This is a genomic window from Streptomyces malaysiense, from assembly GCF_000980885.2.
GTDB classification, from domain to species: Bacteria; Actinomycetota; Actinomycetes; order Streptomycetales; family Streptomycetaceae; genus Streptomyces; species Streptomyces malaysiense.
In genome coordinates, this window is the sequence record NZ_LBDA02000039.1 from 60880 (window position 1) to 80947 (window position 20068).

22 protein-coding genes are annotated in these 20068 nt (G+C 74.1%); 9 read left to right on the forward strand and 13 right to left on the reverse strand.

What is annotated here, in order from left to right:
* Positions 1–293: 293 nt before the first annotated feature.
* Complete coding sequence (locus tag VT52_RS17750) at positions 294–689, reverse strand: nuclear transport factor 2 family protein (protein WP_046422537.1); 396 nt, start codon at positions 687–689, stop codon at positions 294–296.
* A gap of 74 nt (positions 690–763) precedes the next feature.
* Between VT52_RS17750 and VT52_RS17755 the strand changes: the two genes are divergently transcribed.
* Positions 764–1507, forward strand: coding sequence for a class I SAM-dependent methyltransferase (locus VT52_RS17755; protein WP_046422536.1), 744 nt, complete (start codon positions 764–766; stop codon positions 1505–1507).
* A gap of 14 nt (positions 1508–1521) precedes the next feature.
* Here VT52_RS17755 and VT52_RS17760 read toward each other — a convergent pair whose 3' ends face one another.
* The 5 genes from VT52_RS17760 to VT52_RS17775 all read right to left on the reverse strand — a co-directional run bounded on the left by VT52_RS17760 (position 1522) and on the right by VT52_RS17775 (position 5082).
* Complete coding sequence (locus VT52_RS17760; RefSeq protein ID WP_046422535.1) at positions 1522–2721, reverse strand: EstA family serine hydrolase; 1200 nt, start codon at positions 2719–2721, stop codon at positions 1522–1524.
* Positions 2722–2823: 102 nt separating this feature from the next.
* Entirely contained in the window at positions 2824–2973 is a 150-nt protein-coding gene (locus VT52_RS37580; RefSeq protein WP_143070881.1) for an acetylxylan esterase, read from the reverse strand.
* Complete coding sequence (locus tag VT52_RS17765; protein ID WP_046422534.1) at positions 2952–3530, reverse strand: Rv1733c family protein; 579 nt, start codon at positions 3528–3530, stop codon at positions 2952–2954. Before VT52_RS17765 ends, VT52_RS37580 begins: the two co-directional genes overlap by 22 nt.
* 189 nt (positions 3531–3719) lie before the next feature.
* A complete protein-coding gene (locus tag VT52_RS17770; RefSeq protein ID WP_046422533.1) occupies positions 3720–4484 on the reverse strand; it encodes a ferredoxin reductase in 765 nt (254 codons plus the stop codon).
* Positions 4477–5082 (reverse strand): molybdopterin-dependent oxidoreductase, encoded by a 606-nt coding sequence (locus VT52_RS17775; RefSeq protein ID WP_046422532.1) that lies wholly within the window; start codon positions 5080–5082, stop codon positions 4477–4479. The genes VT52_RS17770 and VT52_RS17775 overlap by 8 nt, the downstream gene beginning before the upstream one ends.
* A gap of 233 nt (positions 5083–5315) precedes the next feature.
* Between VT52_RS17775 and VT52_RS17780 the strand changes: the two genes are divergently transcribed.
* The gene (locus VT52_RS17780; RefSeq protein WP_046422531.1) at positions 5316–6053 is read left to right on the forward strand and encodes a GNAT family N-acetyltransferase; all 738 of its coding nucleotides are present in this window, start codon (positions 5316–5318) and stop codon (positions 6051–6053) included.
* 54 nt (positions 6054–6107) lie between these two features.
* On the opposite strand, the gene VT52_RS17785 is transcribed toward VT52_RS17780, so the two are convergent.
* Positions 6108–6506 (reverse strand): MarR family winged helix-turn-helix transcriptional regulator, encoded by a 399-nt coding sequence (locus VT52_RS17785; RefSeq protein WP_046422565.1) that lies wholly within the window; start codon positions 6504–6506, stop codon positions 6108–6110.
* Between the two features lie 308 nt (positions 6507–6814).
* Here VT52_RS17785 and VT52_RS17790 point away from each other — a divergent pair, with 308 nt between their 5' ends.
* Both VT52_RS17790 and VT52_RS17795 read left to right on the forward strand, forming a co-directional pair.
* A complete protein-coding gene (locus VT52_RS17790; RefSeq protein WP_046422530.1) occupies positions 6815–7624 on the forward strand; it encodes a putative protein N(5)-glutamine methyltransferase in 810 nt (269 codons plus the stop codon).
* A gap of 7 nt (positions 7625–7631) precedes the next feature.
* Positions 7632–8195 carry a GNAT family N-acetyltransferase gene (locus VT52_RS17795; protein WP_046422529.1) on the forward strand — a complete coding sequence of 188 codons (564 nt, stop codon included), beginning with the start codon at positions 7632–7634 and terminating at the stop codon, positions 8193–8195.
* 22 nt (positions 8196–8217) lie between these two features.
* Here VT52_RS17795 and VT52_RS17800 read toward each other — a convergent pair whose 3' ends face one another.
* Positions 8218–10290 carry a SpoIIE family protein phosphatase gene (locus VT52_RS17800; protein ID WP_206306546.1) on the reverse strand — a complete coding sequence of 691 codons (2073 nt, stop codon included), beginning with the start codon at positions 10288–10290 and terminating at the stop codon, positions 8218–8220.
* 314 nt (positions 10291–10604) lie between these two features.
* Between VT52_RS17800 and VT52_RS17805 the strand changes: the two genes are divergently transcribed.
* The 4 genes from VT52_RS17805 (at position 10605) to VT52_RS17820 (ending at position 14861) form a co-directional block, all read left to right on the forward strand.
* Complete coding sequence (locus VT52_RS17805) at positions 10605–11480, forward strand: hypothetical protein (RefSeq protein WP_046422527.1); 876 nt, start codon at positions 10605–10607, stop codon at positions 11478–11480.
* A 112-nt stretch (positions 11481–11592) separates the two neighbouring features.
* On the forward strand, positions 11593–11967 hold the full coding sequence (locus tag VT52_RS17810) for a hypothetical protein (protein WP_046422526.1): 375 nt from the start codon (positions 11593–11595) through the stop codon (positions 11965–11967).
* Positions 11968–12235: 268 nt separating this feature from the next.
* Positions 12236–14251 carry an NADPH-dependent 2,4-dienoyl-CoA reductase gene (locus tag VT52_RS17815; protein ID WP_046422525.1) on the forward strand — a complete coding sequence of 672 codons (2016 nt, stop codon included), beginning with the start codon at positions 12236–12238 and terminating at the stop codon, positions 14249–14251.
* A 31-nt stretch (positions 14252–14282) separates the two neighbouring features.
* Positions 14283–14861: a PadR family transcriptional regulator gene (locus VT52_RS17820; RefSeq protein ID WP_046422524.1), complete on the forward strand. Its 579-nt coding sequence runs from the start codon at positions 14283–14285 to the stop codon at positions 14859–14861.
* 7 nt (positions 14862–14868) lie between these two features.
* Here the strand turns inward: VT52_RS17820 and VT52_RS17825 are convergent, their stop codons facing one another.
* Both VT52_RS17825 and VT52_RS17830 read right to left on the reverse strand, forming a co-directional pair.
* Positions 14869–15435, reverse strand: a complete 567-nt coding sequence (locus VT52_RS17825; RefSeq protein WP_046422523.1) for a hypothetical protein — start codon at positions 15433–15435, stop codon at positions 14869–14871.
* A gap of 207 nt (positions 15436–15642) precedes the next feature.
* A complete protein-coding gene (locus tag VT52_RS17830) occupies positions 15643–16620 on the reverse strand; it encodes a fibronectin type III domain-containing protein (RefSeq protein ID WP_046422522.1) in 978 nt (325 codons plus the stop codon).
* 460 nt (positions 16621–17080) lie between these two features.
* Here VT52_RS17830 and VT52_RS17835 point away from each other — a divergent pair, with 460 nt between their 5' ends.
* On the forward strand, positions 17081–17926 hold the full coding sequence (locus VT52_RS17835) for a glycoside hydrolase family 75 protein (protein WP_046422564.1): 846 nt from the start codon (positions 17081–17083) through the stop codon (positions 17924–17926).
* A gap of 30 nt (positions 17927–17956) precedes the next feature.
* Here the strand turns inward: VT52_RS17835 and VT52_RS17840 are convergent, their stop codons facing one another.
* From VT52_RS17840 to dhaK, 3 genes are read right to left on the reverse strand one after another with little or no spacing between them, the layout of a single operon-like run.
* Positions 17957–18364, reverse strand: coding sequence for a PTS-dependent dihydroxyacetone kinase phosphotransferase subunit DhaM (locus tag VT52_RS17840; RefSeq protein WP_046422521.1), 408 nt, complete (start codon positions 18362–18364; stop codon positions 17957–17959).
* A 1-nt stretch (position 18365) separates the two neighbouring features.
* A complete protein-coding gene (dhaL, locus tag VT52_RS17845) occupies positions 18366–18965 on the reverse strand; it encodes a dihydroxyacetone kinase subunit DhaL (protein ID WP_046422520.1) in 600 nt (199 codons plus the stop codon).
* A gap of 45 nt (positions 18966–19010) precedes the next feature.
* Positions 19011–20003: a dihydroxyacetone kinase subunit DhaK gene (gene dhaK / locus VT52_RS17850; protein ID WP_046422519.1), complete on the reverse strand. Its 993-nt coding sequence runs from the start codon at positions 20001–20003 to the stop codon at positions 19011–19013.
* Between the last annotated feature and the right edge of the window lie 65 nt (positions 20004–20068).

Consider the following 20068-nt stretch of genomic DNA (forward strand, 5'->3'; position numbering starts at 1 on the left):
GAACGGGAGGCGGATACGACCTGCCTCCGGGCGGCGGGGAACACGCCCCGGACACGACGGCGCGAGCCATGGTCACGAGGTGGTGCGGAGAAGAAGCCCGGGGCCGTGGAAACGGTTCGGCCGGGGGGGCTGGAGAGAAGACGGCGGCATCGGTGCCGGTACGAGGGGCACGCACATGCGCTGTTCGCACTATACCGGTGCGCTCGGTGTCGTCAACAGACCGGTGCGCGGGGTTGGTCCCGGGGGACGGACCGGCGGGAGGGGCGGCCCCGGTGCGAGCCGCCCCCGGAGCGTCAGGAACGCGCCTGCGCCTCCTCGGCGATCTGTTCGAACCGCGCTCCCATTGCCTCGGCGAGGGCGTGCGCGCCCGACAGCGGACGGACCATGACCATCAGTTCGTCGATCAGCCCCTGCGCGTCGACGTGCAGGAAGTCGCAGCCGGTCAGCTCGCGCCCGCCCACCCGCGCGGTGAAGACCAGAGCGTGGTCGGGGGAGTCCGGGGCGCCGAGCTCGCGGACGTAGCGGAAGTCCTCGAAGACCTGGGAGACCGCGCGCAGGATCGCGGCGGTGACGGCCTTGCCCGTATACGGTTTGAAGACGACGGGACTGGTGAAGACGACGTCCTCGGCCAGCAGCGCCTCCACGGCGTCCAGGTCCCCGGCCTCGACTGCCGAACGGAACGCGTGCATCGGATCACCCCTGTAGGTTGGGTCGGTGCGGATGAGACTGATCAATGGGTACGAGAGCTGACGGGCTGACGGACATGTTCGGACCCGAGGGCCCCTCGCTGCGCGAACTCGCCGTCCAGGCGCTGTCGTCCGTCGAGCACGGATACGACCTGCTCGCGCCGAAGTTCGACCGCACGCCGTTCCGCACCTCCGGCCGGGTGCTCGACGCCGTGGCGCGGGCGCTCGCCCCGCTGGGACCGTTCGACGACGGGCTCGACCTGTGCTGCGGGACCGGCGCCGGCGTGCGGGTGCTCGCCGGGTTGTGCCGCCGCGCCGCCGTGGGTGTCGACTTCAGCGCCGGGATGCTGGACGTCGCCCGGCACCAGGTCCGCGCCGCGGACGGGCCCGCGATCGGCTGGGTGCGCGGCGACGCACGGGCGCTGCCGTTCACCGCCGCCTTCGACCTCGTCGTCAGCTTCGGGGCGTTCGGCCACTTCCTGCCGCGTGAGCTGCCGGGGCTGTTCGCCCGGGTCCACTCGGTGCTGCGGCCCGGCGGCCGCTTCGCCTTCCCGCTGCCGGCGCCGGCCCCCGCGAGCGACCCCCTGTTCTGGACGCTGCTCGGCTTCGACGCCGTGATGCGGGTGCGCAACGCCCTGTGGTGGCCGCGGTTCGTCATGTACTACCGGACGTTCCGACTGGGCACGGTGTCGGCGGAGTTGGCGCGTGCCGGGTTCACGACCGAGCTGCGCGCCCTGCCCGAGTTCGGCCGGCGCGCGGACGGCAGCCCCCGGGTCCGGCTGGTGGTGGCCACCAAGCCGACGACGCAGCAAGGGAGTTGAACCCGGTCCGCCGATCACAGGGCGCTGTACAGGGCGTCGATCAGGGCCATCTTCCGGGGGTCGTCCATGATGTGCGGGCCCATCCGGTTCATGACGTAGCCCAGCGACACCCCCGCCTCCGGATCGGCGAGCCCGCACGAACCGCCGAACCCGTCATGGCCGAACGCCCGCGGATTCGGCCCGTACGCCCCCCGCGGTCCACTGAGCCACAGGCCGAGCCCCGCCTCGCTCGCGCCGCCGAGGCCCGCCCCGAGGACCAGGTCGACACAGCCGCCCTGCCCCTCGCGCACCCGCTCCGCAGCCCCGGGCGTGAGGATCCGCCGTCCGCCGAAGGAGCCGCGCCCGGCGAGGACGCCGTACAGCGCCGCGACCGCCCGCGCGGTGCCGTGCCCGTTGGCCGCCGGGATCTCCGCCGCCCGCCACGCTGGTGTGTTCGCCTGGGCCGTGCCGATCGCCGGGTTGGCCATCGCCGCGAGCGTGAGCCGGTCCAGGCGCCCGAACGCGGATGAGCGTTCCTCTTCCCGGGAGGCCGGGGTGCGCGTCAGCTCGGCGGCCCGCCCGTACTCCCCGGCCGGCAGGCCCACGCTGAAGTCGATGCCGAGCGGCCCGGTCACCTCCCGCTTCAGGAAGGCCCCCGGCTTCAGCCCGCTGATCCGCCGTACCACCTCGCCGACCAGGAAGCCGTACGTCAGCGCGTGGTACCCGGAGCGGGTGCCCGGCTCCCACCAGGGCTCCGTGGCCGCGAGCCGCGCGGTGGTCAGCTCCCAGTCGTACAGGTCCTGGAGGCTGTGCGGTTCGCGCAGTCCGCTCAGCCCGGCGCGGTGCGACAGCAGATGCCGTACCAGCACCTTCTCCTTGCCGGCCGCCGCGAACTCGGGCCAGTACCGGGCCACCGGCGCGTCCAGGTCGAGCAGCCCCCGGTCGGCCAGCAGATGCGCGCACAGCGCCACCGGACCCTTGGTGGTCGACCACACGTTCACCAGCGTGTCCCGCCCCCAGGCCCGGGTGCGGTCCCCGTCCGCCCAGCCGCCCCACAGGTCCACCACGGTCTCCCCGCCGAGGGTGACCGCCACCGCCGCGCCGAGTTCGCGCCGGGTGCGGAAGTTCTCCTCGAACGCCTCGCGCACGGCACCGAACCGGGGATCGCAGAAGCCGTGGATCCCGGCCGCCCGGGGATCCGGCGGGGTCTGCTGGGCTTCGTGCGTGGCTGACATGGGCCCTCCGTGGTCGCGGGAATGCCCGGTCCGTGCCGGTCCCGGACCGCTCCCCCCGAACATACCGACCGGTCGGGCTCCGAGGAAGAGGTGATCTCAGGCTCACGACGGCAGCCGGCGCGTCTTCACCGTGTCGTGGAAGGGGCCGCCGCCCTCGTGGTCGTCGAACTCGTACACCTCGATCGTCTTGTCCGGGTGCGCCCAGCGGTCGTGGCCCGGGACGCGGTTGTTCACGCCCTCGGCTGGGTCCATCTCGGCCCCGTGCGGGCCCACGCCCGCTCCCACTCGGCGAGCCGGTGGCGCAGCGCGATCCGCCGCACGACGGCGCAGCCGAGGAACACCACGCCACCGGCGCAGGCCGCCGCGCACACCCCGACGGTCACCGCGTGCTGCAGGACCGCCGCGCCGGACGACGGCGCGGCGACGACCCGGCCCCGGGAGTCGACCCACACGGGAACCGTGTCCCCGGTCCGGGCCCCGGCCGGCACCCGTGCCCAGGCGGTCCTGGTCCCGCTGCCCGGCTCGGTCCAGTGGATCTCCGCGCCGCGCGGGTGCCCGCGCTCGACCCGGACGGCGGGCGGGGCCGCCGACAACGTGGCCGACACCCGGTGGCGCGCGGCCCGCTGCGCCGCCGCGGTCGCCGCGTCCCGGTCCTGGGCGCGAAGGCCCGCGGCCACCCCGGTCAGGGGCACCACCACGAACAGCAGCACGGCCGCGACCAGCACCGTCCACGCCTCGACGACATCACAGCGCCGCCGCAGCGGATTGCTCCGCCAGCGCCAGCCACGCACACGCACCCGGGTCCGCATGTCCGCCTCCTCGCCGAAGCCGACCGGCCGCCCGCCCCCGCGCCGTCACCCGCTCCGGTGTGCGCGCTGAAGCGTCCACACCCGTCTCGTACCCCGTACGGCGCACCCGGCCCACCCGATGAGCCGCGAGTTCAGGCCCACTTGGGGCACGTTCGGGCCAGGTGCCCCGCTGAGCACCGGCGGCGCGGCTCAGCCGAAGCGTTCGATGCGGATGCGGTCCGCCGGCTGACCCGCGCGGACCAGCAGCCGGGAGACGTGCTCGGCGAACCCGTTGGAGCCGCACACGTACGCCTCCCACCCGTCGGGCGGACGCTCGGCCAGCAGCGGCGCCAGATGCGCGGCCGTCACCCGGCCCACCGGCACCCCGGCGGGGGCGCCGCGCGTGAACACCCGGGTCGTCTCCGCGCCCAGTTCGGCCGCGTAGATCAGCTCCTCGGGGCTGCGCGCCGACACCAGCATCCGCAGCGGCACGGCGAGGCCGCGCGCCCGGTGGTGCCGGATCATCGACATCAGCGGTACGACCCCGGAGCCGGCGCCGAGCAGCAGCGCGGGCCGGTCGCCGGGCCAGGCGAAGAAGCCGCTGAGCGGGCCCCGCACGTCGATCGTGTCACCGGGCCGGGCCACGGTGTGGAACCAGCCGGAGACCTCGCCGTCCGGCACCCGGTCCAGGGTCAGCTCGATGTGCCCGCTGTCGTCGGGCGCGGAGGCGATCGAGTAGTGGCGCTGCGCGGTGTAGCCGTCCCGGGCGGTCAGCCGCAGCATCAGGTGCTGGCCGGGCAGGTGCCCCGCCCACCGGGGCACCGCGAGCCGGAACGTGGCCGCGTGCGGGGTCTCGCGGCGGATCTCCGTCAGGGTGGCCGTCTGCCACGTCGACTCGGCCTGCTCGCTCACGGCGATCCGGCCGGGCACCGCGAACCGGGGCGCGCCGCCGGGCGTGGTCGTCGTCTCAGTCACCCGCGTACCGCTGCTCTTCCCAGGGGTTGCCCCGCGCGTGGTAGCCGTTGCCCTCCCAGAAGCCGGGCTCGTCGTGGTCGAGGAGCGTGATGCCCGCGATCCACTTGGCGCTCTTCCAGAAGTAGAGATGGGGCACCACCAGCCGCGCCGGGCCGCCGTGCTCGGCCGGCAGCGGCTCGCCGCCGTACTCCCAGACGATCCAGGCCCGGCCGCCGGTGAGGTCGGTCAGCGGCAGGTTCGCGGTGTAGCCGGTGTGGGAGCGGGCGACCGCGTGGGTGGCGGCCGCGGCGGGCCGCGCCACGTCGAGGAAGGCGTCGAGCGAGACCCCGCCGAACCGCACCCCGAACTTGGACCACCCGGTGACGCAGTGGATGTCGCCCTCGTACGCCGAGGCGGGCAGGGCGTGCGCCGCGTCCCAGTCCCAGGTGCGCGGACGCTCGACCAGACCGTCGACGCGGAAGGTCCAGTCGGCGGGTGCGAGGTCGGGGGTGACCTCGGCGGACAGGACGGGCCAGTCGTCGCGCGCGTCGTACTGACCGGGCGGCAGCCCCGGATCGTGCTCGCGCGCGCGGCCCGTGAAGCCTCGCGTGACGTTCATACTTCAACCGTACGCTGCCCCGGCGGGTGCCCCATGCCTGGTCACCGGCCCGGTGCCCGGTGGCGGGGCCGGATCGTCCGGTTCCGGGAACAGGACGGGGAAGCGGGAATACCGGACGCGGGCCGCTCCTTGGTCATCCGTACCGGCCGTGGTGCTCCGGGGACGGCGCGAGAGAGGCGAGGGACGGGAATGCGCGAGGCGTACGGCTCCGGCGCGGTGATCGAGGTGGCCGAGTGAGCGTCGTCGGCCCCCGGCCCCATCCGCACGTCCTCGACAACCCGGCCCGCGCCTCCCTCGCCGGCCCGCACGCCCGCTTCGCCGAGCGGCGCGGCCGGGTGCTGCGTTATCCGGTCGACGTCTCCCCGTGGCTGGCGCTGCCCGACGAGCCGGAGGCCCGGGACTGGGCGGACCTCGGCGCGCTGGCCGGGGCGGGCGTGGAGGTCCCGCTGAACGGCTACTGCGGGGACGTCCCGGCGGACTGGGAGATCACCTTCCACGTGGACGGCGTCCAGCTCGTGGACGACGGCCTGGCGGCGGCCCCGGACGCGGAGGCGGTCCGCCTCGGCCCGGCCGATGTGCCCGAGATGCTCGACCTGGTGGCGCGCACCCGGCCGGGGCCGTTCCTGCCGCGCACCGTCGAGATGGGCACCTACCTCGGCATCCGCCGCGGGGGCGTACTGGTCGCCATGGCGGGGGAGCGGCTGCGGCCGCCGGGCTGGACCGAGATCAGTGCGGTCTGCACCGACCCCGCCGTGCGGGGCCAGGGCCTGGCCGGCCGGCTGGTCCTCGCCGTCGCGCACGGCATCCGGGAGCGCGGCGACACCCCGTTCCTGCACACCGGCGCCAGGAACACCGGCGCCATCCGGCTGTACGAGTCCCTGGGCTTCCGGCTGCGCCGGACCACGTCGTTCCTGGCGGCGCGGGCCCCGGAGCGGCTGACGGAGGGGCGGGCGGCACTGCCGGTGGGGTGATCGCCGTCCGGTCATATGAACTGTGCGACGGGGGTGCGGCGCCGGACGGGGCACTCAGTCGGGGCCGATGCCCTCGACCCCCGCGTTGTACCGCTCCAGATAGGCCGCGAACCGCACCAGGTCGTCCTCGGGCCACTCGGCGAGCCGCTCCCGGAAGGCGGCCCGGCGGCGCCGGGTGACCTGGGCGAGGATCTCCTGTCCGGCCCCGGTCAGCCGGAGCTCCTGGACCCGGTGGTCCTCCGGGTCCGGGCGGCGCTCGATCAGGCCCGCGCGCTCCAGCGCGGCGACCTGACGGCTCACCGTGGACTTGTCCAGGGCGTAGTGCGCCGCGAGATCGGTGGCCCGGCAGCCGCCGCTCTCCTCCAGATGGCCGAGCAGGGTGTACGACACCAGGGACAGCTCGGGGTGCATGCGGCCCGCCGAGGCGCGGGCCCGGCGGGCGAAGACCGTCATCTCCCGCTGGATCGTCTCGACGGCCGACTCGGCTGTGCGCACGGGACCTCCCTCCTGCGGCGTTCCCCGGTGGTCCACATTCCGGTTGCAGAGTACAACTCGCGACGTCAGGAGGCCGAACCCGGCCGCGTCCGGTGGGGTATGGTGACCGTCCGGCCGCGGAGATCGCGGCCCCGAGCGCGAGGAGGTGGGACCCATATCCGCTGTGTCAGCCGGGGTGCTCTCCCCTCGTGACGGCGCGGTGCACCGGCAGCGGTGACCGCGGGAGCGCCCTGTGGTCTCGCGCTCCCGAAAGGCATCCGTCATCCATGCCCACTCCTTCCTCCCTTTCCCCCGTGTCCGTCGTCTCCGCGTTGCGTGCCGCCGGGTGCGTGTTCGCCGAGGACGAGGCGGAGTTGATACTCGCCGCCGCCCGTGACGCCGCCGAACTCGCCTCGATGGTGGACCGCCGCGCGGCCGGTCTGCCGCTCGAACTCGTTCTCGGCTGGGCCGAGTTCCACGGGCTGCGCATCGCCGTCGAGCCCGGGGTGTTCGTCCCCCGCCGCCGTACCGAGTTCCTGGTGGACCGGGCGCTGGCCGAGGTCCCGGACGCCTCCGTCGTCGTGGACCTGTGCTGCGGCTCCGGCGCGCTCGGCGCGGCTCTCGCCGCCGCGCTGGACGGGGCGCGGGTGCACGCCGCCGACATCGACCCGGCCGCCGTCCACTGCGCCCGGCGCAACCTCGCCCCCTACGGCGGACACGCCCACCGGGGCGACCTCTACGCCGCCCTGCCCGCCGCCCTGCGCGGCCGTATCGGTCTCCTGACGGCCAACGTGCCCTACGTCCCGACCCCCGAACTCCCGCTGCTCCCCGCCGAGGCCCGCGAGCACGAGCCGCCCGCCGCCCTCGACGGCGGTCCCGACGGCCTCGCCGTCCTGCGCCGCGTCGCCGCCGAGGCCCCCGCCTGGCTCGCCCCCGGCGGCCGGCTGCTGTCCGAGACCAGCGAACGCCAGGCCCCGGCCGCGGTCGCCGCCTTCACCGAGGCGGGCCTGAGGGCGTACGTGGCGGTCTCGCGGGAGTGGTCGGCGCATGTGGTGATCGGGGTACGGGACGGCTCTCCGCGACGACCCTCCCTATGATCACCGCATGATCGAAGGAACACTTGTACGACTGCGGGCGCCGCGCGCCACGGATCTGGACGCCCAGCTGCGCTGGCGCAACGACCCCGAGGTGGTGCACTGGGCCACCGGGGGCGACCCGCATTTCGGGCCCATCACCCGGGAGATCCTGGAGCGCTTCCTCGACGCCCAGCTCCGTCAGGACCCGCGCGTCGAAGGCACATTCATCGTGGAGGACACGGCCGACGGCCGGGCGATCGGGATGGTGGACTACCGCGACGTCAACCCGTTCGCCGGCCGGGTCACGGCCGGCATCACCATCGGGGAGCGCGACCACTGGGGCGGCGGCTACGGCTCGGAGGCGTTGCGGCTGCTGCTGGGGCACCTCTTCGGGGCCTGCGGGTTCCGGCGGGTCGAACTCGACACCTGGAGCGGCAACGAACGCGCCGTCCGCGCCTTCCGCAAGGCCGGGTTCGTCGAGGAGGGGCGGCAGCGGGCCTGTGTGCGGGTGGGACGGCGGTGGTACGACAGCGTGCTGTTCGGGATGCTGAGCGAGGAGTGGGAGCGGCTCACCGACGCGACGGCGGGGTGAGGCACGGGCACCGGCGCCCCCGTCAGCATTCCTTCGCCCGTGCGATGAGCAGCGCCACGTCGTCGTGGTTGTCCGGGTGGTGGAGCGTGCGCAGGAGGAGGTCGCAGGTCTCCTCCAGGGGGCGGGTGGGGTCGGTCAGCAGGGACAGCATGAGGTCCAGTCGTTCGTCCAGGGTGTGGTGGCGGGTCTCGACCAGCCCGTCGGTGTAGAGGACCAGTTCGTCGCCGGGGGCGAAGTCGACGGTGACGGTGGAGAAGGAGACGCCGCCGACGCCGAGGGGGACGCCGGTCGGCAGGTCGAGCAGTTCCGGGGGGTGGCCGGGGCGGACGCGGGCCGGGGGCAGATGGCCGGCGTTGGCGATGCGGCACTGCCCCAGCTCCGGGTCGTGGACGGCGTACACACAGGTCGCGATGGAGTGGTCCAGGGCCGAGGTGGTCTTGTCCAGGTGCGCCAGGAGCACCGCGGGGTCCAGACCGAGCGCGGTCAGCGTGGTGGTCGCGGTGCGCAGCCGGCCCATCGTCGCGGCCGCGCCGATCCCGCTGCCCATGACGTCCCCGACCACCAGCGCGGTCCGCCCGCCCTCCAGCGGGATCACGTCGAACCAGTCCCCGCCCACCTCGCTGGTGGCGCCCGCCGGCTGATAGCGCGAGGCCACTTCGAGCGCGGTCGTCACCGGCGGCCTGCCCGGCAGCAGGCTGCGCTGGAGGGTGAGCGCGGTGTTGCGGGCGTTCTGGTACCAGCGGGCGTTGTCGATCTGCACCGCCGCGCGCGCCGCCAGTTCCCGGGCGAGCAGCAGGTCGTCGGCGTCGAACGGCCGTGCGTTGACGGTCCGTTTGAGGTCGAGCGCGCCCAGCACCTCGCCGCGCGCGATGAGCGGTACCGCGAGATACGAGTGCAGCCCCGCCCGCCCCAGCAGCACGGCAGCCTCCGGGGAGCGGGCGATGCGCGGCAGGTCCTCGTCCTTCACCCGCGGTACCAGCACCGCCTCGCCCGTGCGCACGCACTGGGTGACCAGGCGGTCCGGCCCGTACCGGGCGATCCTGCCGGGCGTGTCCGCGGCCCGTACGACGTCCGAGCCGTCCTCCGGGCGCAGCGCGAGGGCCCGGAGCACCGCCGTGTCCGCGGGGCCGAGGGTGCTCGGCCGGCCCTCCACCACCGCCTCCAGCAGGTCCACGGCGGCCACGTCGGCCAGCTCCGGCACCGCGACCTCGGCCAACTCCCTGGACGTACGGTCCAGTTCGAGTGTCGTACCGATCCGTGCCCCGGCGTCGGCGATCAGCGCGAGCCGGCGCCGCGCCGCCTCCGCCTCCATGGCGGCCCGGTGCTGCTCGGTGATGTCGGCCACCGAGCAGGCCACGCCCAGCACATGGCCCGCGGCGTCCTCCAGCCGGTACAGCGAGACCGCCCAGTAGTGGTCCGTGTCCGGGTCGGCGGGCGTACGGCCGACGATGGTGTCGTCGATGAGCGGGGTGCCGGTCTCCAGCACCCGGCGGGCGCCGGCCTCCATGCGGGCGGTGTCCAGCAGCGGCACCACCTCGGCCATCCGGCGCCCCAGGTGCTCGGCGGCCGGGCGCCCGTTGATCCGCTCCAGGGCGGGGTTGACCGAGACGAACCGCAGTCGCGTGTCGAACACGGCGAGCCCGGCCGGGGACTGCATGACCATCCGCTCGGACAGTGCCACGTCCTGTTCGAGGCGTCGTACGGTCGAGCGGTCGGCGGCGAGCCCGAGGGCGTACACCTTGCCGCGGGCGTCCAACAGCCGCATGTTGCGGAACTCCACCAGACGGGTGCTGCCGTCCTTGTGCCGGACCGGGAAGCCGCCGGCCCAGCTCTGCCCGGTGGCCATGACATCGGCGAAGAGCTTGCCGACCAGCTGCATGTGCCGTTCGTCCACCATCAGCCGGGCGGCGTGCCGGCCGAGCGCCTCCGCCGCCGTGTAGCCGAACAGCTCCTCGGCCTGCGGGCTCCACAGCACGATACGGCCGTCGGTGTCCAGGACCACCGATGCCACCGCGAGCACGTCGAGCAGACCGCCCGGCGGCACGGGGCCGCGGACCGGCTCGCCGCCCTCCGCCGGAGCCCCGGCTGCACTCATGCCACGCACCGCCTTCGCCCGTCCGCACGGCACGTCGTCCCCCGTGCCGGTTCCCCACGTCCTGTCGTGCTCACATCCGACTCTCCGACGCCGTCGCCGTCAACCTCCACCATCTCTCACCCCGGCGGCGGGTGTCCGCCCGAGCCGGCGCCCGGCCGGGGCGCCGGGACCGCTCGCGCGGACCGTACCGCGCGGTCGGGGGCCGCCGGGAGAGTTCATGCCCATGTTCCTGCATTGGCCTGTACATGACGATCTGCGCCGCGCCAGACTGTGCGCCGTTCGAGTGTCCCCACCGCCCGTTCGAGGAGTTGGTCATGCCCGCGTCCGCCCGGTTACGCCGCAACGGAGTCCTCACCGCTCTCGTCACCCTCGCCGCCGCCCTGTCCCTCGCCGTACCCGCGCCCGCCTCCGCGGCCGGCACCTGGACGGAGACCGGCTCGGACCGCGCCGATCCGCTGACCGAGAGCCAGGGGCTGGCCTCGGTCGAGGTCCCGGCGGGCAGTCCGAACCGCTACACCGGTATCGGCACCATCCCGCTGAGCGACTACCTTCGGGGCTGGAACCACGTCGGCGACCCGGACGCGTCGTACGAGGGCTATTACATCGAGCCCTACCAGGCGGACTCCGGCAACGCGAAGATGTACCGCGTCGAGGCGCCCGACGGTTCCTGGTCGGAGTACGTGCACCAGCTGAGCCCCGGTGAGGCCCTGAACAACTCCTGGGACGCGATCACCCCCGACGGGCAGTGGATGCTCTCCGGCGAGTGGGGCACGATGAACCGGCTGCTGGTCTTCCCGACACCGGGTGAGAACCGCGCCACCTCGCCCTCGGCGAACCTCCCGCAGGCCGCCACGGTGCGCCTGGACCACGCCGTCCGCGACGTACAGGGCTGCGACTTCTCCGGCCCCACCACCCTGCTCTGCTCCTCCGACGACTCCGACGGCAGCCTCTTCGGCATCACCGAGCCGTTGCTCCGGATCGATCTGTCGGCCCCGCCGAGCGGCTCCGGTGACGTGACCGGGCACGTCACGGCCCTGCGCCGGCTGCCGCTGCGCAGTGCCTGCTCCGGCACCTTCGAGGTGGAGGGCATCGACTACGACCGGCGCAGCGGCATCCTGCGCGTGATCGTGGTGTCGCCGGGCATCTGCGTGCTCACCGACAGCAAGACCTACAAGTTCTCCCTGGACTGACCCGGCGCAGCGCGTGCGGGTGGCGGGGGGCGGTGCTTTCCTGGGCGGGGGATGGAGCGCGGCGCGGCGGGGTACCCAGCGCAGCGCGGCGCGGCCGCGAAAGGAGCGATCAATGGCGAACAAGGACCGGTCGCATCCGGAAACCGTCATGGTGGAGATCAGCGGATGCTCCAAGGAGGACGCGCGTCTCGTCTTCGAGGCGCTGAGCGCGTGCTTCGCATCCGACCGGGGCAGCGACGAGGTGCCCCAGCAGCTCCACGAAACCCGCCCGATGGTGTGGCTCGGCAGCTACGAGGTCGAGGACACCCGGCGCCAGGGCTGTCCGCCGGTCCACCTCGGTTCGTCCGTCCAGGCGGACGTCCAGGGCGGCTACTGGGCCGTGGAGCGCTTCCGTCACACCCTGGACTCCATCTTCACCGTCCAGGAGACCTGCACGGCCTCCGGCGACCAGGAGCGCGATCTGCATCTGCGCCTGGAGAGCCGCTGAGCCGGCGCGACACCGCCGGCACGACGCCCCGGCCGGGCCCGTCCCGGCCGGGGCGTACCGTGCCGGGCCCGGCCGGGGGAAGGGCCCGGCCGACGTGTTCCCGGTGACGGTCGCGGACGAGCCCGCCCGAATCGGCCCCGTTGTGATTGTGCCCGTGTGCCCGTGTGCCGACTCCGTGATCCGCCACCCCGTTGTGCAACTAGTTGCATAAATGGGAGCGGGTGCTCTACAACAGGATGCGACCGCACCTGTGCACGGAGGGCCTGACATGAGCCGCTACCCCCACTTGCTGACCCCGCTCGACCTGGGATTCACCACGCTGCCCAACCGGGTGCTCATGGGATCCATGCACGTGGGCCTGGAGGAGGCCGAGCGCGGGTTCGAGCGGATGGCGGCGTTCTACGCCGCACGGGCGCGCGGTGGCGTCGGGCTCATCGTGACCGGGGGCATCGCGCCGAACGAGGAGGGCCGGCCGTACGAGGGCGGGGCCATGCTCACCACCGAGGCGGAGGCCGAGCGGCACCGGGTCGTCACCGAGGCCGTGCACGGCGCGGGCGGCCGCATCGCCATGCAGATCCTGCACTTCGGGCGGTACGCCTACCACCAGGACCTCGTCGCCCCGAGCCCCCTCCAGGCGCCGATCAGCCCCTTCGTGCCCCGCGAGCTGTCCGACGCCGATGTCGAGCGGACCGTCGAGGACTATGTGCGAGCCGCCCGCCTCGCCCGGCACGCCGGATACGACGGGGTCGAGATCATGGGCTCCGAGGGCTACCTGATCAACGAGTTCATCGCCGCCCGCACCAACCGGCGCACCGACCGCTGGGGCGGCTCCTACGAGAACCGGATGCGCTTCCCGGTCGAGATCGTGCGGCGGGTCCGCGAGGCCGTCGGCGAGGACTTCGTCATCGTCTACCGGCTGTCCATGCTGGACCTCGTCCCCGGCGGCTCCTCGCACGCCGAGGTCGTCACCCTCGCCAAGGCCGTCGAGACGGCGGGCGCCACCATCATCAACACCGGCATCGGCTGGCACGAGGCCCGCATCCCCACCATCGCCACCTCGGTGCCGCGCGGCGCCTACACCTGGGTCACCAAGAAGCTGATGGGCGAGGTGGCGATCCCCCTGGTGACCACCAACCGCATCAACACCCCCGAGCTGGCGGAGGAACTGCTGGCCGACGGATACGCCGACATGGTCTCCATGGCCCGGCCCATGCTCGCCGACCCCGACTTCGTCGCCAAGGCCGCCGCCGGCACCCCCGAGGCGATCAACACCTGCATCGGCTGCAACCAGGCCTGTCTGGACCACACCTTCGGCGGCAAGCTCACCTCCTGCCTGGTCAATCCGCGCGCCTGCCACGAGACCGAGCTGGTGCTCTCCCCGACCCGCACGAAGAAGCGCGTCGCGGTCGTCGGCGCCGGCCCCGCCGGTCTCGCCTGCGCCGTCAGCGCCGCCGAACGCGGCCACGAGGTCACCCTGTTCGACGCCGCGAGCGAGATCGGCGGGCAGCTCAACGTCGCCCGCAGGGTCCCCGGCAAGCAGGAGTTCGACGAGACCCTGCGCTACTTCCGCCACCAGCTCGACGCCCACGGGGTCGCCGTACGCCTCGACACCTGGGTGGGCGCCGAGGACCTGGCCGGCTACGACGAGGTGGTCGTCGCCACCGGTGTCACCCCGCGCACCCCCGACATCCCGGGCGTCGACCACCCCCGGGTGCTCGGCTACCTCGACGTGCTGCGCGACAACGCCCCCGTCGGCGAGCGCGTCGCGGTGCTGGGCGCCGGCGGCATCGGCTTCGACGTCGCCGAGTTCCTCACCGACGGCGGCGACAAGGCGAGCGAGGACCCGCGGACGTACTTCCGCAACTGGGGCGTCGACATGGAGTACACCGCGCCCGGCGGCCTCACCGAGCCGCGCCGCCCGGTCCCGCCGCGCCAGGTCCATCTGCTCCAGCGCAAGACCACCAAGGTCGGTGCCGGGCTCGGCAAGACCACCGGCTGGATCCACCGCACCGAGCTGAAGCACCGCGGCGTCACCATGGTCCCGGGCGTGCGCTACGACCGGATCGACGACGCGGGACTGCACATCACCGTCGGTGAGGAGAGCACCGTCCTGGAGGTCGACACCGTCGTCCTGTGCACCGGCCAGGAACCGCGCCGCGACCTGTACGAGGCGCTGGTCGCCGCCGGTCGCAGCGCCCATCTGATCGGCGGCGCGGACGTGGCGGCCGAGCTGGACGCCAAGCGGGCCATCAAGCAGGGCACCGAGGTGGCGGCGGCGCTGTAGGTCCCCTGTGGGCAATCCCTAGGATGAGCCCATGTCACTCCCGCACGCGATCCTCACCGCCCTGCTGGAAAAGCCCTCGTCGGGGCTGGAGCTGACCCGCCGGTTCGACAAGTCGATCGGCTACTTCTGGTCCGCGACGCACCAGCAGATCTATCGCGAGCTGGGGAAGCTGGAGGGCGAGGGGCTCATCCGGGCGCTGCCGGCCGCGCAGCCGTCCCGCGGGCAGAAGAAGAGCTACGAGGTCCTGCCCGCGGGCCGCGCCGAGCTGGCCCGCTGGGCCGCCGCCGGACAGGACCCCAAGCCGCTGCGGGACACCCTCCTGCTGCGGCTGCGTGCCTCGGCGGTGGTCGGCACGGCCGGTCTGGAGGCGGACCTGCGTCGCCATCTGGAGCTGCACCGGCGGCAGTTGGCCGAGTACGAGCAGATCGAGGAGCGCGACTTCCCGCCGGACCGGGACGCCCCCGAGGACCGGCTGCGCCACCTGGTGCTGCGGGCCGGCATCGACCTGGAGACCTTCTGGACCCGGTGGCTCACCCACGCCCTCGCGGAGTTCGCGGAGCTGCCGGACGCCGGGCCGGCCGGGTCCGGTCCCCCTCCCGCAGGGGACTGAGCGGCCCTCAGGACCGGTACGGCTCGGTGCGGCGGCGCAGACACCACCCGGTCGTGACGACCCCCGCGCCCACCAGCGCCGCGCCGAGGCCGAGCGTCAGCGGGCCGTAGTCGCGGGCGGTGCCGCCGAGTCCGCCGTTCACCCCCCGGTTGGGCGCGGGGCTGGTGGTCGTCGTGGTCCTCCCCGGCCGTGAGGTCGCCGCGAGCGTCGGCGTGGACCCGGCGGACACGATCACCGACTGGCTGCCCGCCGTGCTGCCGCTGGAGCAGACCACCACCACGGTGTACGTACCGGGGCTCACCTTGGACCAGCCCGCGGACTGGCTGATCGTGGTGCCCGACAGCGCCACCTGCCGGCCCTGCGCGAAGTTCGCCTGGTTGCTGGTGAGCAGGGCCGCCGTGCCCCAGCTGCCGTTGATCTGGGTGCAGGCGCTGGTGACCACGGAGACGCTGGATCCCGTGGTGCTGACGGAGATGCCGGAGACCGCTGCCGAGGGTGCCGCGAGCGCGGCCGGGAGCACGGCGGCGGCCGCCAGGGTCGGAGCGAAGCGGAGCACGGATATGGAGTTGCGCATCGGGGCCTCCGGCGGCACGGCCGGCGGTACGTCCCATGCGCCGCCCAGGGTCGGGGAACATCCGTGCTGCCTGGTCAGCAGCCAACGCGGCCCCGGCGCCCCCCGCACCCGGACGGCACCCGGCCGGGTGACGGCGACCCACGCCCGGCGCAGGGCGTGGTCCGCCGGGATGCGCCGGGCGGTGACCTGTGGTCGGGGGCGGCCGGGTCAGTGTCCCGTGGTCACCGTGCGCTCCGCCGACCAGCCGCCCCAGGTGCCGTCCGGCAGCCGGGCCCGCAGCCGCACCCGGTGCTCCTCCCCGGCGGTGCGGCCCAGGTAGAAGCTGTAGCGCTCCCGGCCGCGCGGCGGGGTGCCGCCCCACTCCAGCGAGGTCGTGGTGGTGCCGTCCAGCCGGATCGAGTACTCGGTGATCACCCCGTCGGTGTCCGGCGGGTCCCAGGCCAGGTCCAGATAGTAGGCGCCGTCCGTGCGGTGGGTCGCGGCGGTGAAGCCGGTCGGCGCGGTGGCCCGGCCGTCGTCGGTGCCCGGGGTGGTCAGGCGCACCGGCGCGCCGGCGGGGGAGAGGTTGCCGGCCGCGTCGCGGGCCCGAACCGTGAACACGTACCGGGTGCCGGGGCGCAGCCCGGTGACCACGGTCGAGGTCTGCGCCCCGCCGACGCTGTGGACCGGCACCCCGCCCTGCGCGATCTCGTACGACACCACGCCACGGTCGTCCCGGGCGGCGCCCCACGCCAGCTGGACCTCGCGGCTGCCGACGGGGTGCCCGGTGGGCGTGCCGGGGCGGGTCGGGGCCGAGTGGTCGGCCGCGACCCGGGCGGGGGTGCGGGCCCGTACCGTCCGGCTCGGCGGTCCCAGGCGCCCGGCCCGGTCCCGCGCGCGCACGGTGAAGGCGTACGCCGTGGACGGGCTGAGCCCGATGACGTCCACCATGCGCTCGGCGCCGGGCACCTCGGCCGCCTTGGTGCCGCCCCGGTAGACCTCGTAGGAGCGGATGCCGGGGCGGTCGTCGGGGACCGCGTTCCACATCACGTGCACGGTGCCGGCGCTGCCGGCCCGGGCGGTGACCCCGGTCGGGGCGCCCGGCATCCGGCCCTCGTCGCCGTCGCCGGGCCGGCCCGGTCCGCAGGACGCGAGGAGCAGCAGGGCTCCGGCGACCGGCACGAGCGGAAGGGGAACACGTCGCACGGTTCTGCCTCCACGGCTGTCCGGCATTCGATGACGGGTTCGGCATCGACGCCCCGGCAATGGTCCGGACCAATATGGCCCGGCCGGTGCGCCTGCGGCAAGGGGCCGCGGCGGAGCGCTCCGGAAGTTACGTATGCTGATGCTCTCTACGGCTGAACTCCCCTTCACTGGAAGGGAAGTTCAGCCCGTGGCGCGGAACGCTGTCGTCGCCGGATCCGCGCCGGCGCGGGCGGCCGGGGGGGCCGGGTCGAGCCGGTCCGGGCTCCCCGGTCCCCGCTGCCCCTGGGTGCCGACTCCCGTTTATGCGCTTTGTGCACCAAATGCCGAAAATATTCCCTCATGGGTTGTCAGAAGCGTGCTCCATCCGGTCGCTTCGGGGTGGTCCGGCCGGGCGGGTGTCCGGGCCGCGGAACACAGTGGCCTCGACATGTCCCCGAGGAGAGGGTTCCTCATCGTGCGTGTGCGTGTCCCGACAATGACGCTGGCCGCGGCCGGCGTCGCCCTGATCGCCCCCGCCACGCTGCCCGGCGCCGCCGCGGCCCTTCCGCCCGAGGCGCGCCCCGCCGCTCACGGCGAGGGCGCCGGCGCCGCCCCGGCCGCCATCGGCAGAGACGTTCCTGCCGTCGCGCGCCCCGAGCGGGGCGCCACCACCCCGAGCCGGGACAGGACCGCCACCGCCCCGCCCCGCGCGGCGGCCGGGAGCGCCCCGGACCGCGCCGAGGGCTCCGTGACCGCCGCCGACCTGCTGGCCAGGGTCGGCACCTGCGCGGAGATCTCCAGCGGCCGCTACCGCACCGACGAGGACAGCCCCGCGACCGTGCCAGTCTGCGGCGCCCGGGGCGCCGTCTTCTGGAAGGCCGACCTCGACATCGACTGCGACGGCCAGGCCTCGGCCCACTGCAACGCCCTGGCGGACCCGCTGTACTCGCCCAGCACCGCCTATGCGCAGTCCGACGGGCTGCCGCTGAGCGCGGAGACCCTGCCCTACATCGTCGTACCGGCCGCGAGCAGCCGCTGGAACCCCGCCGCGAGCGGATTGCGGGGCGGTTCCGTCGCCGCCGTCGTCTACCAGGACCGGGTGCAGTACGCGGTCGTCGGCGACACCGGTCCGAGCGACCTCATCGGCGAGGCGTCCTACGCCACCGCGCGGGGCCTCGGCATCCCCGCGGGACCCAGCGACGGCGGGGTGCCCTCCGGAGTCACCTACATCGTCTTCCAGGACTCCGAGGCGGACCCCATCGAGGACCACCAGGCGGCGGTGGCGACGGGGGAGCGGCTGGCCCGGCGGTTCGTGACCGACAACTGACCAGCCGCACCCGCGTGCCCCGGGGGCCGCTCACACCTTGCGGTAGTCGTACGCCTCCGTCGCCGCGGCCTCCACCGCGGCCAGGTCCGCGCCCGTGGAGGCCGTCACCACCGCGGCCACCGCCCCTTCGAGGAACGGGGCGTCCACCAGCCGGGTGTCGTCCGGCAGTTCGTCCTCGGCGAGCAGCGCCTTCACCGTCAGTACGGCGCTGCCGAGGTCGGTGAGGACCGCCACCCCGGCACCCCGGTCGACCGAGGCCGCCGCGGCGGAGATCAGCTCGGCACTGGTGCCGAGCCCGCCGCCCTCCGTACCGCCCGCCGGAGCCACCGCGACCGAGTCGGCCCCGCCCGCGAGCCCCTTGGCCAGCGCCGCGACCGCGGCGGCCACCTCCGCGCTGTGCGACACCAGCACGATCCCGACCCGTTTCTCCTCGCTCACCTCAGCCCTCCGCGGTCTCGGCCAGCGCGGCCACCAGCAGCGCCGAGGACGTCGCCCCCGGGTCCTGGTGCCCGATGCTGCGCTCGCCCAGGTAACTCGCCCGGCCCCTGCGGGCCAGCAGCGGGACGGTCGCCTCCGCGCCCTGCTCGGCGGCGGTCCGGGCGGCGGCGAAGCCGTCGCCGAGCGCGTCCACGGCCGGCAGCAGCGCGTCGACCATGGTCTTGTCGCCCGCCGCCGCACCGCCGAGCTTCATCACCCCCTGCACCCCCGTCCGCAGCGCCTCGGCGAACTGCGCCTCGGTGACCTCCGGGACCTCCCCGAGCGCCTTGCCCGTCCGGCGCAGCAACGTGCCGTAGAGCGGTCCCGAGGCGCCGCCGACCGTCGAGATCAACAGGCGCCCGGCGAGCATCAGCACGGCGCCCGGGGTGCCCGGCGTCTCCTTGTCCAGCTCCGCCTGCACGGCCGCGAAACCGCGCCGCATGTTGCTGCCGTGGTCGGCGTCCCCGATGGCCGCGTCGAGGGCGGTGAGCCTTTCCGCCTCGCGGTCGACGGACGCGGCGGTCGCCGTCATCCAACGGCGGAAGAAGTCGGCGTCGAGCACTGGACCTCCAAGCATAGTAAGGGCGTTGAGACGTGTACCGCCGTATCACATCCCCCAGCGCAACGCCGGGGTGCGCACCGGCGCGTCCCACAACCCGAGCATCTCCTCGTCGACCTGGCACAGCGTCACGGAGGCGCCCGCCATGTCCAGGGAAGTGACGTAGTTGCCGACCAGGGTGCGGACCACGGCGACCCCGCGCTCGGCCAGCACCCGCTGCACCTCGGCGTTGAAGCCGTACAGTTCCAGCAGCGGAGTGGCGCCCATGCCGTTGACCAGCACGAGCACCGGGTTGTGCGGGGGCATGTCCTCCAGGATCGCGTGCACCGCGAAGTCCGCTATCTCCCCGGAGGTCATCATCGGCCGCCGCTCCCGGCCCGGCTCGCCGTGGATGCCGATGCCCAACTCCAGCTCGCCGTCCGGCAGATCGAAGGTGGGGCTGCCCTTCGCCGGGGTGGTGACGGCGCTCAGCGCCACGCCGAAGCTGCGTGAGTTCTCGTTGACCCGGCGGGCCATCGCCTCCACCTGCTCCAGCGGCCGGCCCTCGGCCGCGGCCGCGCCCGCGATCTTCTCCACGAACAGCGTCGCCCCGGTGCCGCGCCGGCCGGCCGTGAAGAGGCTGTCGGTGACCGCCACGTCGTCGTTCACCAGCACCTTGGCGACCTGTATGCCCTCGTCCTCGGCCAGCTCCGCCGCCATGTCGAAGTTGAGCACGTCACCGGTGTAGTTCTTCACCACGAACAGCACCCCGGCGCCGCTGTCAACGGCGGCCGCCGCGCGCAGCATCTGGTCCGGCACCGGCGAGGTGAACACCTCACCCGGACAGGCGGCGGACAGCATGCCGGGACCGACGAACCCGCCGTGCAGCGGTTCGTGCCCCGACCCGCCACCGGAGACCAGGGCGACCTGTCCGTGCACCGGTGCGTCCCGGCGGATGATCACCCGGTTCTCCACGTCCACCGTCAGATCCGGATACGCGGCGGCCATCCCGCGCAGCGCGTCCGCCACGACGGTCTCCGGCACGTTGATCAACATCTTCATGCCCGTCTCCCAGAAGCTCAGCAGGTGGTCCCTGACCGGCGTTCTCCCTGCTCAGGCCGGGTGGG

What these genes read in the sequence shown, in the direction of transcription:
- VT52_RS17750 (WP_046422537.1), bottom strand. Translation starts at nt 689, where the DNA reads ATGCACGCGTTCCGTTCGGCAGTCGAGGCCGGGGACCTGGACGCCGTG.
- VT52_RS17755 (WP_046422536.1), top strand. Translation starts at nt 764, where the DNA reads ATGTTCGGACCCGAGGGCCCCTCGCTGCGCGAACTCGCCGTCCAGGCG.
- VT52_RS17760 (WP_046422535.1), bottom strand. Translation starts at nt 2,721, where the DNA reads ATGTCAGCCACGCACGAAGCCCAGCAGACCCCGCCGGATCCCCGGGCG.
- VT52_RS37580 (WP_143070881.1), bottom strand. Translation starts at nt 2,973, where the DNA reads ATGGACCCAGCCGAGGGCGTGAACAACCGCGTCCCGGGCCACGACCGC.
- VT52_RS17765 (WP_046422534.1), bottom strand. Translation starts at nt 3,530, where the DNA reads ATGCGGACCCGGGTGCGTGTGCGTGGCTGGCGCTGGCGGAGCAATCCG.
- VT52_RS17775 (WP_046422532.1), bottom strand. Translation starts at nt 5,082, where the DNA reads ATGAACGTCACGCGAGGCTTCACGGGCCGCGCGCGCGAGCACGATCCG.
- VT52_RS17785 (WP_046422565.1), bottom strand. Translation starts at nt 6,506, where the DNA reads ATGACGGTCTTCGCCCGCCGGGCCCGCGCCTCGGCGGGCCGCATGCAC.
- VT52_RS17790 (WP_046422530.1), top strand. Translation starts at nt 6,815, where the DNA reads ATGCCCACTCCTTCCTCCCTTTCCCCCGTGTCCGTCGTCTCCGCGTTG.
- VT52_RS17795 (WP_046422529.1), top strand. Translation starts at nt 7,632, where the DNA reads ATGATCGAAGGAACACTTGTACGACTGCGGGCGCCGCGCGCCACGGAT.
- VT52_RS17800 (WP_206306546.1), bottom strand. Translation starts at nt 10,290, where the DNA reads ATGAGTGCAGCCGGGGCTCCGGCGGAGGGCGGCGAGCCGGTCCGCGGC.
- VT52_RS17805 (WP_046422527.1), top strand. Translation starts at nt 10,605, where the DNA reads ATGCCCGCGTCCGCCCGGTTACGCCGCAACGGAGTCCTCACCGCTCTC.
- VT52_RS17810 (WP_046422526.1), top strand. Translation starts at nt 11,593, where the DNA reads ATGGCGAACAAGGACCGGTCGCATCCGGAAACCGTCATGGTGGAGATC.
- VT52_RS17815 (WP_046422525.1), top strand. Translation starts at nt 12,236, where the DNA reads ATGAGCCGCTACCCCCACTTGCTGACCCCGCTCGACCTGGGATTCACC.
- VT52_RS17820 (WP_046422524.1), top strand. Translation starts at nt 14,283, where the DNA reads ATGTCACTCCCGCACGCGATCCTCACCGCCCTGCTGGAAAAGCCCTCG.
- VT52_RS17825 (WP_046422523.1), bottom strand. Translation starts at nt 15,435, where the DNA reads ATGCGCAACTCCATATCCGTGCTCCGCTTCGCTCCGACCCTGGCGGCC.
- dhaK (WP_046422519.1), bottom strand. Translation starts at nt 20,003, where the DNA reads ATGAAGATGTTGATCAACGTGCCGGAGACCGTCGTGGCGGACGCGCTG.